This window comes from Paenibacillus sp. B1-35 (assembly GCF_050474385.1).
Classification (GTDB): domain Bacteria; phylum Bacillota; class Bacilli; order Paenibacillales; family Paenibacillaceae; genus Paenibacillus_B; species Paenibacillus_B alvei.
On sequence record NZ_JBCHVJ010000009.1, the window covers coordinates 49,147 to 62,697 of the forward strand.

The window sequence follows — 13,551 nt, forward strand, 5'->3', positions numbered from 1 at the left end:
CCGCAGTTGTTCCACATAGAGGAGGACATAACCATATGAAATCGATATTAAAATGGTCAATTATCATACTTATTTTAGGCGGTATCAGCTTTGGATTGTACCGATTCGCCAACCCTGCGCAGCCGGAAGTTCCAATGGATAATGCAGGTGCTATCACCTTCCCCGTTACGAAGGAAACACTTGTCAAACATATCGAGGTAAAGGGAAAATCGACATACGAGAAGGAAACAATCGTATATGCTCCATTCGGTGCCGAGGTGAAGCAATGGGCAGTGAAAGACGGACAGCAGGTGAAAAAGGGCGACCTCATTTTCCGCCTCGATCCAAGTACGCTAACGAATGAAATCGCACAAGCGGAAGCTGCCATCAAGAAGCAGCAGTTGGAAACACAGCTTGCGAAATACCAATCCGCCCTCGGGGAAGAAGATCAAGCCCTTCCTTCCACGGAGGCCGAAATGAAGAAAAAATTCGTCGAAAAAGAAACGACCAAGCTGCAGCAAGAGCTTAACAATGTGACGGTCGATATTCAACGCAAGGAAATTGCTCAGAAGCAGAAAAAGGTGGATGCATCCGAATACATCGCCCCTTCGCCTGGCATTTTCCTGTATGATGACCCGAACAAAATTCCGAAAGCATTAAAGGAAAATGATCGCGTCGGTAAAATCGTAGATTTGAAGAAATTGCAGCTCGTCACTCTTGTTGGCGAACAAGATGTATTCCGGATTAAGCCTGGCATGGCTGTTGAGGTAAAGATGAACGCCATGAAGAATGTCAAGCTTCAAGGTAAAGTTCTAAAGGTGTCCAAGTTCGCTAAGGCTGTATCCGAAGAACAAAGCAATCAGCCTGCACAATTCGAAGTCATCATCGGACTCGATGCCAATGAGAACCTGATTGCCGGCCTTAGCCTTACTGGCCAAATCGAGACGCAGCGTAAAGAGAATGCGATTGTCGTTCCTACTGTTGCGGTAATGCGTGAGAAGGACAGCGTCTACGTCATGCTGGATAAAGGAAATGGTCAAGTAGAGCGTAAAGATATCAAGGTTGGCTTGGAGACAAGTGAAAAGACCGAGGTGCTGGAAGGACTTAAAGAAGGCGATACGGTCGTACTGCAATAATTCGTACTTTCTTTGAAATTAGCGGTATAGAGCATAATGCGGTTCAGTTTGATTAGATGAAAAGAAGAAGCACCCTGCAAAACCTAAATGGTTCTGAGGGTGCTTCTTTTTACATTAGAGCGAAGATTGCTCAGCTTCTATGTCATCGAACTCCAGCATCGTAACAGGTTGACCTGTCGCAATCTGAACTTTGCGAATTCGATGTTTTTCCCGCTCAAGCACGGTGAATTGAACGCCATTCCATTCCAACTGAGAACCCTTTTTGCAGTCCGGCATTCGATCATACAACCATCCTCCGATTGTATCGATATCTTCATGCTCAAGATCAGTGGAGAGCAAGTTATTCACGTCGGTAAGCAGCACCTTGCCATCGAAAATGAAGGTGTGCTCATTCACTCGTTCAATCTCAGGACGCTCTTCCTTATCGAATTCATCGCGTATGTCGCCAACGATTTCTTCCAATATATCTTCAATCGTGATCATGCCTGATGTTCCGCCATACTCGTCAATCAGGATCGCCATATGCGTGCTTTCTTTCTGCATGCGCTTCAGGAGTTGATTGATCGGTGTAGATTCAGAGACGGTAAGAACAGGAAGCATGATGTCAGACAATTTCTTATCAGCCGCTTCATCATACTGCAGGAACAACTGCTTTGTGTTGATCATGCCCACAATAAAGTCCTTGCTTCCACGGATAATGGGATATCGGGTATACTGCTCTCGCTTCATTACGGGGATGCTCTCTACGACAGGCAAGTCTTCCGACAAGCAGATCATATCGGTTCGAGGCACCATAATTTCCTTAGCCAGCAATTCGTCAAATGCAAATATGCGGCTTACATATCCAAACTCGGTTTTATTGATTTTACCGCTTTCATAGCTCTCATTCAAAATAATTTGGAGCTCTTCCTCGGAATGAGCTTCTTCCTGTTCTTTCGCAGGCTTCAATCCAAATAAGCGGATAAATCCATTTGCAGAGCTGTTCAACAACCAGATGAACGGATACATCACCTTGTGAAACCAGATAATCGGTCTTGCAAACAGCAAGCTGATCTTCTCCGACTTCTGAATCGCCAGTGTCTTCGGGGCAAGCTCACCTACCACCACATGAAGGAACGTTATGACGATAAATGCAATCACAAAGGAAAGAATAGACCCTGCCTGCTGTGGAACAGATAACCATACAAATACGGGATGAAGCACCTTCTCAACCGAAGGTTCTCCCAGCCAACCAAGTCCCAGCGCTGTAATCGTAATGCCTAATTGACACGCTGACAAATAGCCATCAAGATTGCTCGTCACTTGTTTCACCGCAAGCGCATTTTTGCGTCCTTCCAGAACCAATTGATCAACACGGCTGGAGCGGATTTTAATGATTGCGAACTCTGTGGCTACAAAAAAGCCGGTAAGGATAATCAGTATTGCTACTAAAATGAAGCTGATACTCGGGGGTAAATCCATTATTCGTCTCCTTTAGATACAAAATATGAAGCTTATTTCCACATATTATACAGGTTCCAGGTAAGGAAAACAAAAGCCTCTACAGTCGGAAAATGACTTCTATCGTTATTGATATTCCAGTCCTCCAGAAAAATAACATCATCACGCGTCATTGCACGAGCGCATGCTCTCCTATACGCTGTAGAACCAATTTTGTATGAAATCATCGCATCCGGTGTAACCATACAAGCCACCTCATTCTACCGCTCATATAATAATTTTGCAGACCGGCAAGATTGGGGGTGAAGTGATGGCTATTTTGTTTAATAGAACACTAATATTCGATAATTTGTCTGAATTGCTCGTAGGTAGAAATAAGTTTGAGCTTGTGCTTCAAAATGGCATAAATCAAAGTCTATGCGACCTTCACATTGCTACTAAGAATAACCTTGGCATCCCGCCACAGCTCGCCTCATTGAAAGTGCAGACAACTTTCGAATCAAAAACATTGGTATTGAGCCCGCCTGTAATATCACTTGATGTAGACTTCCTGACTCTCTTTAATAGCAAACAATGCGTTCCGTTTGGAACACTGAACAGTATCTTCTTACTGACATTGACATTTACAAGAACGTTTTTGCCGGGTGACACTCTGGTGATCGCTCCAACTAACAGTCTCGGAACCCTTGTCATTGCCTAATTCGTAAAAACTGTAGATATTACAGCAGAACACCATTTCCGACCTCGTCATGAAATGGTGTTCTGTATCTCCGTTTATTCGAATATGACATGTTTAGTCATGCAAGGATGGCAACTCACAGCTCGAAATAAGGAAATGAAGTTCTTGGTCGACAATCCGAATCGTAATGTCTTGAAATGGCGGCAAATTATCCTCATGCTGCTGCAAGGCGTCCAACACTTCTTCTGCATCGGTGCGCAGTTGATGTAAGTCAATCCCCAGCACAAGATTAGGATAGGCGTGCAGCTTTTGAAGCGCGGCCACAAGAAGCTTGACCGCTCCGGAACGGTTGCCGTTCTGAAAATGATGCAGTCCAACCGCTACTTGCAGCAGGCCTTGGAGAAGAGGCTTCCGCCCCTCCTCAAGCCATAACTCTTCCATGACATCATGACATTGATAGTAGTCCCGCTCCTCATTGAACAGCTTGATGAACTGAACATACAGCCTATCATAAGGGAGAGCCTGTTCGGCATTCATAGCTGAATGTCCCCGTTCTTCTTCGCACTCTCCAGCTCCCTCGTGATCTCTTCCTCTAAATTTTTCAGTTCTGTAATATCATCCTTCTCCCATACTTCATTGAAGCGATTCTGGAATTGAATGGCTTCAGAAATACGGTGATAATAATACAGTTCTTGAATAAAGGACAGGCATTTCTGCACAATCTTCGACTTATCTTCGAAGCTCTGTTGTGCGACGAGAATTTCCTGACGGATGCTGGACATTTCGTTATCCAATACAAATGCCGCTTCCGCTGCCGTCTTCAGCCGCTGGCGAACTTCCTCAGGAAGGCTGTCCTTGTATTTATAATTCAATGAATGTTCAATCGTCGCCCAAAAATTCATCGCCAGGGTACGAATTTGGATTTCTCCCAAAATCATTTTCTGGCCAAGCGCCGTTTGAACCGGATATTCGATAATCATATGGAAACTGCGATAACCGCTTTCCTTATAATTGGTAATGTAGTCCTTCTCATATACGACCTTCATGTCCTGGCGATTGCGAATTAAGTCTGCCACTCGATGAATATCATCGACGAACTGGCACATAATCCGAATGCCTGCGATATCCTCAATTCCCCGCTCCAGTTGATCAAGGGGCACCTCAAGGCGCTTCGATTTTTCTAGTATGCTGGAAATTCTCTTCACCCGGCCCGTTACAAACTCGATAGGTGAATATTCTTCTCGCTTCTTCAATTCAGTTCGCAACGTTTTGAACTTGACCTTCAGCTCTTCGACGGCCTGTGCATAAGGCAGCAAAAAATTTCCCCAATCTCTTCCGTCCATTTGTATGCCTCCTGTCCATTCCAACCATTCGTTCAGTGAACCTGTGGTGTATCACGATACGACCATTTCTTATCGATGATCAGCCCCAATAGCTTCTGAAATATGCTTGAATCCATCCTGCTTCATTAGTCGCTTCAAGCCTGAAGCCAGCTCACGGTTAATTCCAGGCCCCTTATAAATGAGACCCGTATATATTTCGACCAGACTCGCACCGGCACGAATTTTTTGATACGCATCTTCTGCAGTGAATATGCCACCCGACCCAACAATTGGGATGGCCCCTTTGGTCATACGATATACTTGCGACACAACTTCAGTCGAGCGTTCTGTCAGCGGCTTTCCACTTAATCCCCCATTTTCCAACCGATGGACATGGGTTGCTCCCATGCGAGACAGCGTAGTATTTGTAGCAATGATCCCCGATACTCCACTCTGTACAATCGTCTCGGTCATGCTTTCCAATTCGCTATCCGATACATCCGGAGCGATTTTGACGAGAATAGATTTATTTTGGCCATGAGCCGCATTTTGGCGATTCATTTCATCTACGACTAAGTTCAATAGTGCCCTCAACTCGTCACCATGCTGTAAATTCCGCAGATTGGGCGTATTTGGTGAACTGATATTGACTACGAACAGATCTGCCACATCATACATCGTTTGTATGCATTTCAAGTAGTCTTCATACGCCTTATCATTCGGGGTAGCTTTATTTTTACCGATATTGACCCATACCGGAATTGGTCGCTCCTTTATCGCTGTCAATCGCTCGTGCATAGCTTCCGTTCCTTCATTATTGAAGCCCATTCGATTGATTAACGCTTCGTCTGGAGGAAGCCGGAACATGCGCGGCTTATCATTGCCAGGCTGTCCTTTGGGCGTGACAGTACCCACTTCCATAAATCCGAAGCCAATGGAAGAGAATCCGCGGACGGCCTCCGCATTTTTATCTAGTCCTGCCGCAAGTCCAATCGGACTATGGAATGTGAGACCGAACAGTGAAGTCGTCATGGCGGGATCTGCCTTGACTCCATACATTCCACGCATCATGGCAAGCGCACCGGGCACCTTCGCTGCTTGCGCCATGCCACCTATAACGAGGTGATGCGCTTTTTCAGGATCTAATTTGAAAAATATCGGTTTAGCTATGTTGCGATATAACAAAGGTTCCACTCCGTTCATTGTGCCATACATGTAAGCCATGATTACTGACAACATCGTATAGTTACCGTACCGCGCAAGACTTATACTTAAATCCTAACAATATGCTATGTAACATCCTTGGCGGGCATAAAAAAGGCTCCATGTCATAGTTTAAAGGTTTCTAGCACAAAAGAAAAGTACATATGTCATCCAACCCTGACTGGTCAAACATTTAGAAAACGATTACAATAGGCATATAGAGGTTTTATAGAAGATTTATAAAGAAAGGTGATGACCTATGGCAGTGAAACGCAAATCCCCAACAATACCGGCTAAGCATGCAGAAGAAGTGAACAAAAAGGCGATCTTATGGGTCGGAGGGGTTCTCTTGCTATTTGTCATAATCGTATCTACACTGCTTATTGTAAATGGATAGCATTTCCCATTATTTACGAAGAAGAGCCAGAACTCAAGTCACACTTGAGAATTCCGGCTCTTCTTCTTGATAAGAGCATCATATTTACAGCCAGCGATATCTCTTGTTCGGATTGTCCTGCTTCGGGCTCAAGTTAAGTCGATAGCGGCTGTCCTTATCCGGCACAAGCAGCTCCTCTGGCAATATATCAGAACCTATCACGACTTCTGTTCCGATCGGCACCATATCAAACAATTCCTCAACATCTTCCTTCGACATCCGTACACAGCCAAGCGACTTATCCAATCCAATGCTATCCGGCTCATTCGTGCCATGAATGGCATACAACGTATCTGACAAAGTCATCCCCCGACTGCCAAAGTCGCCAATTGACGACCCGTTCGGATCCACTACCTTTTCGGTAATTCGAAACGAGCCCAATGGAGTTCGTTTGCCACCAAGACCAACTTTGTAATTTCTCAGCATAATTTTACCACTTACGACCGCAAGTCGATGATGCTTCCTATCGACCAAAATACGCATTGGCTCTCTGAACGGATCTGATTCATCGCTCCATATATTTTGAAGTGCCTGCTGTTTCGCCTTCTTAGGGGCTATCTGCTTCGCCTTTTTCATATGAGACATATACGATGCAGCTATCTCGTCATAGGCTTGGGCGATTTGAGGAGTAATGCCTGACACTACATTGTTCGGGTATTTACTTGCTAGTTTCGACCATTGCTTAGGCGCTTGATCATTCATTTGCAATACAGCCGTAAGTGCAGACTTGGCTACCAGCCGCTCCACACTTCTTGGCATCCATTGCTGTACAAATGAACTTGCCTGTACACGGTCAGCGTCACACTTGCACTGCTTGCCTTGCAGCGGAGTCACAACGATGTTTTGCCCGTTTGAATCTGCAGACAGCCGGTAGTCGGGACGCAGTGGAGCCTTCCACATCCACCATTGCTGATGAGTGCGAATATGAAGCAGATAGTGAACATGATTCACTTTGGAGGCAATGTGTTTGGCATCCTTCAACGCATGGCCGAATGCAGCATCGTCTTGTTCCGGAACGAGTATGCCTGCTTGAGATGGAATCGATAAAGCACCATTCGGTAGATGCACATCCTTTTTTTTAGAAATCGCATCGTCTTTTGCTTCCCCAGCTTCACTCTCAACAGAAGCAGGATACATTCGAGAAGGAGCTTTCACTTCACCAGCTATCGAGCCGAGCAGCAGAAAGAGCAGAATAGCAATGCCAATTCGCTTCTTCCCATTTCGGGAGATGTGTGATGCTGCTTGCTGCCGCTCGGTGTTCTCTGCCAATTCCTCAATCTCCTCAGATAGACGAGGCACATTCTCAAAGGCATGATAGATGTCCCCTGCTTCCTTGAAGCAATAATTCGCCTTGCCTTGCTCACCATTTCGCTCATATTGCTTGCCTAGCAGATACCAGGCCATCCGATTATCCGGATGCGACTCAATATACTCCTTTATATATGCTTGGTCTTTCTTCGATCCGAGTGGATGTTTTCCATCCGATGAAGAAGTCAATTACATTCCTCCCTCCGGCACATTATTTAGCTGTTATTCGCTGAGGCGGGAAGCACGTTCCCGTTGCCGCATAGCGCAGGAAAATTCGGTCTCTTACTACGACTGCCCTTGCTTGTGCAACCCACTGGACATCGAAGCCGAATTGTTCAGCCACAAAGCGGACAGGCACTAATATTCTGCCGTTCTGTATGAAGGGAGCTGTAGGAAGCTTCAATACAGATGATGTACCGTTATCTTCCACATTCACTTGGTTGCTTCCTGGACGCAGTTCGATGCTGCTCTCCCCAAGTTGAAGAACCACTCGCTTACCTGCTCGCCACTCCGTCTTATAACCCAAGGTTTCTGCCAGAACCCTTAATGGCAAAAAGGTTCTGTCGCCCTGAATAATCGGCGCCGTATCCGTATACAAAGGCATACGATTGTATACTAACTGAACCTGAGATGCGCGCGATTGATCCAAAGGTCCCATAACGCATTCAGGAAGCTCATAACGGCGAATAAGTCGGATTGCATTATTAAATCCTTCTGCCACCGCTATTGACCCATTCGCGAGCACAGCAACGGCTGTCGGCTCATGCAGCTTAGCATAAGAAGTAATTCCGTCCAAATCACCGCTTTTGCCAGCTTGTCCGCTTAGTGTAACAACCTCTCCCTTATATATATATCGGACAACATGATTCCATCTGTCTGCGACTACAATCCCATTTTCATTCGTAATTGCAATTCCTGTAGGGCTATTGAATATCGAATTCGAAGCAGCGCCATCGCGATATCCTCCTGGCGCATACAGTACTCGCTGGACACCTGGTAAGGTATACCCGGCAGTAGAACTGCTCCCTGCAATCGTTGATACACTTCCCTGTTTCAAATCAATGAGACGAATACGCTGGTTGCCCGTATCTGCAACAGCTAGTTTGCCATCATTCATCAAGGCAATCCCGCTCGGTTCATTGAACATCGCTTCTGTCAGGTTGCCGTCTTTAAAATCACCTGCTCCTGTTACTGACCCCGGTGAATATTCCACGATACGGGAAGAACGGGCAGTTAATGTAGTGACCATCCCCATTGCATCAATTCGTCGAATAACGTGATTCAATGAATCGGCAACATATATCGCTCCATCATCCGCTACGGCTATGGCTCGCGGCGTATGGAAGCGCGCTGTCCCTGCTGCACCATCCTTCCAGCCAGGAATACCATCGCCGGCTACTGTGGTCACTTTTCCAGCCCCATCTATTTTACGAATGACATGGTTTCCTGCATCCGCCACGTATAGATTTCCTTTTTTATCTGCTGCAAGTCCTGTCGGCTGATCGAATTGTACCTGAGCCTGCTCTCCATCCTCCCAGCCCTGCTTATTGATCATTCCTATAGTTGCCGTTATGCGTCCCTCAGCATCCAAGCGACGAAGTACATGATTACGCGTATCGGTAACAATAATCGATTGATTTTCCCCTGCTGCAATTCCTGTGGGGAATTGCAGGCGCTCCACTTGCTTATTGGCCATTGCTTTGCCAGATAGGTGCACCGTTTCATACCAATGTGATGCGGCCTTCCAGGCAGTCATCTCGATTGCAGGGGAAGTAAAGTGTTCAAAGGCTTGAGCCTGTTCAGACTTCTTGTTCAACGATGGGGCTGCTGCATATACCTCGACAGAGGATGCCATCGCTGCAGTACCAGCTATTAATATGAAGACGATGACAAGATGCATTTTTCCCGTGATTTGTCCGACTTTCATTTCCAATATCTCCTTCAACCGTTACGGAATAAGCTTGATTTCGAGCGGTTTCTCCATCGTATTAACTTGCAGCAGCAAACCTTTTTCATCATAAAAACGAACATTCGTCAATTTTAATGACACTGGATTATTGCTTCCATTTGTTTTAAACGGCAGCTTGACGAGCGTATCGTCGCTGTTGAGTGCTACATATCCAGATGTAGTCATCATAATGCGATATGTGATTAATGACTGGGTTGCGGTCACCACGGAATCGACACTATTGCTCTTTGCATAATCTCCAGGTTGGTGTGCAATTTGAAATTTGCCACCGCCATCTCGATATTTCTCTTTATTTGCTTGCAATTCCCCTGTGTCTAGTTCAGCTCCCTTTTCTATCTCAATGGTGAACTGCAATGAAGCTGCGTTTACAGGGGCGGTTAGGCGCTTCAGTATCGCCGTCACAATGAATTGATCACCTGACTTGACTTCATCCTTATCAGCGGCCAGTTCAAGAACGTGTTCTTGTGGCTTTGGATCCGGCTTTGGATCCGGTTTCGGATCTGGCTTTGGATCTGGTTTCTCTGGATCCGGACGACTTGGATCAGGGGAACTCGGATTGACCGCTCCGCCTTGAAAATCCTTATCTTTGTTAGATTCCTGACATACTCGATTTTCGTATGCATTTTCACATACTTCCAGTTGAGCTTTTTTTAAATTTTCTATAAATTGCTGCTTCATAAGTTCCGAGCTCAGTGAGGCCTCATAATTCTTCTCTACTTGTCCCTGTTCTTGAAGCTCCGCAGCCTTTCGCTGCTGCTCAAGGGCTCCTTCCTTTTTCAGCCCATCATTTGCTTCTAGCTCTCCCAACCCCGCCTGTTCCTCTACATGCTTATGTATGAAGGTCTGCTGCTGAGATTCTTCCTTTGTCAATAATAGCGTTGCTGTTTTCCATGGTAACCCGCTCAGGTTCGCTTCCTGCTCTGTCAGCTTTCCATACTCTACAGCAGTTCGAACCACATAAGCAATGAAGCTGCTCATATTATGAGCGACCCGTTTCTCAAGTGGTTCCGCCTTGCCGCTATTCGCAATATTCTCGATAAGTTGATCAGAGCCTCCGCGCAGTATCCCGCTAAATTTCCCCTGCAACATCCCATAAGATTGAAGAACCTCACATGCACGCAACTGTAGACTGGCTCCTTCACATTTTCCCTCTGACCACTGTTTCATGGTCGTCTTATTCTCCTCTTCTGCATCTGCCGCACCAGCAATCATCGCTTTCACAACTGCCATATCCCATTGTGTAAGCAGTGTCCCTGCATCCGCATACCCATATTTATAGTCAGTTCCTAACCCTGATAAAGTAAACGCAGCCGTTTGTGCAGGAAATACATCTTGATGGCCGATTGTCACGACCTTACTTTTACCGAATGATGTATCCTTTTTTTGCGGCTGGCTGCCTGATAAATCAGAACTGCTGCTGACCTTGATTGGGAATTCCGTTCTTACAATCCCCGCTGTAACATACAACTGTGTCAGTCCATTTAAGGGATAGACCTTGACCCCGAATTGCGTGCCGCGAACCGCCATAACCGTTGTTGGCGTCTCCAGCACAAATCGATCATCGATTCCTGCAATAGACTTTACCTTGGTAAAGACCGAACCTGCCCATACACCGATGCGAGTCTTCACACCGCCGTCCTTTTTTAACTCGGTAAAGCTAACATCTGCATCTGCGCCAATCGTCAGTTCATCCTCTTTATCTCCCCCGACCAATTGAATGACAATTCGGGATTTATCTCCGGTACGAAGGCGATCTCCTTGATTAATACTCATTTTTTTAAATACTTGAATCGGCTTATCTCCTCCGGCCTTGGTAACCGACACACTGCCTTTCCATTCCTTCACAATACCCACTCGTACGGCTTTGGCTGCACCCTCTGCACCATATGCAGTTCCCCATGATCCAGCTCCAAACAGTGTAAAAAACACCACCATAAAGGCGAGACTGCTTTGCAACAAGCGTTTCTTTCGCATTCTTCCATGCTCTCCTCATTTCTCAGACATAAGATTCATTTCTAGAACCGCTATCATGAACATGTTGGCGAATCTATCCAACTCAGTTTCCTTCCCGCTCAGCACGAACTTCATAAGCTAATACTTGTTCCGATTTCCCTTTTAATTGAAGTGCTCCAATACTTGTCACTTCAAAACGATTGCAAATTCTCAAATAGGTTTCCTTTCCAACAACAATTTGCCCCGGCAAGGCTCGTGATTCCAATCGCGAAGCTACATTGACGGTATCTCCGATGGCCGTATAGTCCAAGCGCAGTTGCTCAGAACCGACATTTCCAACTATCGCTTCCCCACTCTGAATACCGATACCGATTCCAAATCGGTCACTCAGCTCAATTTCCTGCAATAATTGAGTACGCAATTGCTCAGCACAGCGTTGAAGCTCTAATGCGGCTCGTACTGCGTGTTCAGCATGATTATCAAGATGCTGCGGCGCTCCAAAGATTGCCATAACGCCATCGCCCATAAATTTATCCAAGGTTCCATTATGCTTAAATATCGTGTTTGCACACAAATGCAAGTATTGATTCAGAAGTTGGATCGTTACTTCAGGAGCGAGCCTTTCAGACAATGGAGTAAATCCTCTTACATCTATGAACATAACCGAAATGTCAGTACGTACTCCTCCTGCCTTAACAGGTGCTTGTGATTCCAGCAGCTTCATCACAACCGCAGGTGATACATACCTGCCAAATAAATCTTCAACATGCTGTCTTGCTCTGCGTTCTTCTCGGCCCCGATAGGCAACGATGAGAACAAAAGAAGCCCCCATTCCGCAAAGCTCAGTAAAGTAGGGAATGAAGACAGAGCCACTCTCGTAAATACCAATCCATACGATTGTAAATACAAAGACGATACCTATTGCTGCAGCAACACCTTGAACGCCTCGAATTCGCGATGCGCTCCAACCTACAATGCTAATTCCTAGAAGTAATGCAATCACATTCCAAAAAAACGGAGCTTCCTTATAAAAGCGACCTTCCACTAGCGATTGAACCATATTCGCGTGAATCTCCACGCCATAAAGTGTCATTGATCGACTAAGCGGCGTCATGTGCCGGTCGCTTAATGAGGCTGCATAGGGGCCTATTAAGACGACGGAGTTCTTGTAATAGGAAGGATCAACAGTACCATTCCATACATCTGCAAACGACTGACGATCATAGCCGTACAGATTGTCCGTGCTATCGCCATAAATGGAAGAGAAATAATCGAATGCGACTTGATCCCGATTCTCTGTCGGAATCACCTTCTCCCCCCGATACCAACGGCCGCTTAACCCATCCCACCGAATTTGCTTATCTTCTGGCAATAACTGATTCGCGGCTAGAACATCTATAGAAGGAATCATCTTTCCATGTTCATCCGGAATGCCTAAACTAATTTTTCGAATAACGCCGTCACCGTCTGGAATTACATTCACATGTCCGAGTTGACTATCAGCAACTCGAATGGAAGATGGAGGCCGCTCAACACCAGACGCTTCGAGAGAATGGGCATTCTCTTGTAAAGGAAGAAGTGAAACCTGCACCGGCAAGTATATTGACGGGTATGTACTCAATTGTTCAGATAAGCGTTCGTCCTCCTCTTCATGCATAGAGGGATCAAGCATCAGTAAATCGATGACGACCGCCCGGGCACCGGCATGCATCAACCTTGCACTTAATTCGGCATAATAGGAGCGAGACCATGGAAAAGAGCCGAGCTGTGCTAATGAAGGCTCGTCAATCGCTATCATCTTGATTCGATCATCGGGCTGCCGCTGTTCAATACTCTTCGTTCGCAAAGCATCACGAAATGCCTGCTCCGCCATATGAAACACGCCACCAGCTCCATGAGTGTACACATATACCATAATCATGGTCAGCAGCGATACGATCAATGCCGGGACAACGAATTTTCTCATCTCGAAATCACCTACTTCACCTTGGCAGCATGAACCAGTTTATTGCTACAATCAAGAATGATATATTCTGCTATATTTAATCTATCATATTGTATGAGCGTATACGATGATATTGGTTATTTCAAGCTGAATTTTGTCGAATTTTGCGAATTGTTGCTTT

Annotated in this window: 11 protein-coding genes; 3 read left to right on the top strand and 8 right to left on the bottom strand. The window is 45.7% G+C overall.

Features of this window, described 5'->3' with window-relative positions; all coding sequences use genetic code 11:
• Nucleotides 1-35: 35 nt before the first annotated feature.
• Complete coding sequence (locus ACQ5BJ_RS24000) at nucleotides 36-1,115, top strand: efflux RND transporter periplasmic adaptor subunit (protein WP_430112722.1); 1,080 nt, start codon at nucleotides 36-38, stop codon at nucleotides 1,113-1,115.
• Nucleotides 1,116-1,229: 114 nt separating this feature from the next.
• Here ACQ5BJ_RS24000 and ACQ5BJ_RS24005 read toward each other — a convergent pair whose 3' ends face one another.
• The gene (locus tag ACQ5BJ_RS24005; RefSeq protein WP_268598821.1) at nucleotides 1,230-2,576 is read right to left on the bottom strand and encodes a hemolysin family protein; all 1,347 of its coding nucleotides are present in this window, start codon (nucleotides 2,574-2,576) and stop codon (nucleotides 1,230-1,232) included.
• A 289-nt stretch (nucleotides 2,577-2,865) separates the two neighbouring features.
• On the opposite strand from ACQ5BJ_RS24005, the gene ACQ5BJ_RS24010 reads away from it, so the two are divergent.
• Nucleotides 2,866-3,255 carry a hypothetical protein gene (locus tag ACQ5BJ_RS24010; protein ID WP_005546119.1) on the top strand — a complete coding sequence of 130 codons (390 nt, stop codon included), beginning with the start codon at nucleotides 2,866-2,868 and terminating at the stop codon, nucleotides 3,253-3,255.
• A 93-nt stretch (nucleotides 3,256-3,348) separates the two neighbouring features.
• Here the strand turns inward: ACQ5BJ_RS24010 and ACQ5BJ_RS24015 are convergent, their stop codons facing one another.
• The 3 genes from ACQ5BJ_RS24015 to ACQ5BJ_RS24025 form a co-directional block, all read right to left on the bottom strand.
• Nucleotides 3,349-3,771, bottom strand: coding sequence for a DUF309 domain-containing protein (locus ACQ5BJ_RS24015; RefSeq protein ID WP_005546118.1), 423 nt, complete (start codon nucleotides 3,769-3,771; stop codon nucleotides 3,349-3,351).
• Entirely contained in the window at nucleotides 3,768-4,577 is an 810-nt protein-coding gene (locus tag ACQ5BJ_RS24020) for a GTP pyrophosphokinase (protein WP_005546116.1), read from the bottom strand. The genes ACQ5BJ_RS24015 and ACQ5BJ_RS24020 overlap by 4 nt, the downstream gene beginning before the upstream one ends.
• A gap of 69 nt (nucleotides 4,578-4,646) precedes the next feature.
• A complete protein-coding gene (locus tag ACQ5BJ_RS24025; protein WP_005546114.1) occupies nucleotides 4,647-5,741 on the bottom strand; it encodes a quinone-dependent dihydroorotate dehydrogenase in 1,095 nt (364 codons plus the stop codon).
• A 277-nt stretch (nucleotides 5,742-6,018) separates the two neighbouring features.
• Between ACQ5BJ_RS24025 and ACQ5BJ_RS24030 the strand changes: the two genes are divergently transcribed.
• Nucleotides 6,019-6,156, top strand: a complete 138-nt coding sequence (locus ACQ5BJ_RS24030) for a hypothetical protein (protein WP_005546113.1) — start codon at nucleotides 6,019-6,021, stop codon at nucleotides 6,154-6,156.
• A gap of 84 nt (nucleotides 6,157-6,240) precedes the next feature.
• On the opposite strand, the gene ACQ5BJ_RS24035 is transcribed toward ACQ5BJ_RS24030, so the two are convergent.
• From ACQ5BJ_RS24035 to ACQ5BJ_RS24050, 4 genes are all read right to left on the bottom strand, one after another.
• Complete coding sequence (locus ACQ5BJ_RS24035; RefSeq protein ID WP_005546111.1) at nucleotides 6,241-7,692, bottom strand: L,D-transpeptidase; 1,452 nt, start codon at nucleotides 7,690-7,692, stop codon at nucleotides 6,241-6,243.
• A 22-nt stretch (nucleotides 7,693-7,714) separates the two neighbouring features.
• Nucleotides 7,715-9,430 (bottom strand): stalk domain-containing protein, encoded by a 1,716-nt coding sequence (locus tag ACQ5BJ_RS24040; protein WP_367667918.1) that lies wholly within the window; start codon nucleotides 9,428-9,430, stop codon nucleotides 7,715-7,717.
• Nucleotides 9,431-9,451: 21 nt separating this feature from the next.
• Nucleotides 9,452-11,446 (bottom strand): FecR family protein, encoded by a 1,995-nt coding sequence (locus ACQ5BJ_RS24045; RefSeq protein ID WP_005546107.1) that lies wholly within the window; start codon nucleotides 11,444-11,446, stop codon nucleotides 9,452-9,454.
• A gap of 82 nt (nucleotides 11,447-11,528) precedes the next feature.
• The gene (locus tag ACQ5BJ_RS24050; protein ID WP_005546105.1) at nucleotides 11,529-13,391 is read right to left on the bottom strand and encodes a CHASE2 domain-containing protein; all 1,863 of its coding nucleotides are present in this window, start codon (nucleotides 13,389-13,391) and stop codon (nucleotides 11,529-11,531) included.
• Between the last annotated feature and the right edge of the window lie 160 nt (nucleotides 13,392-13,551).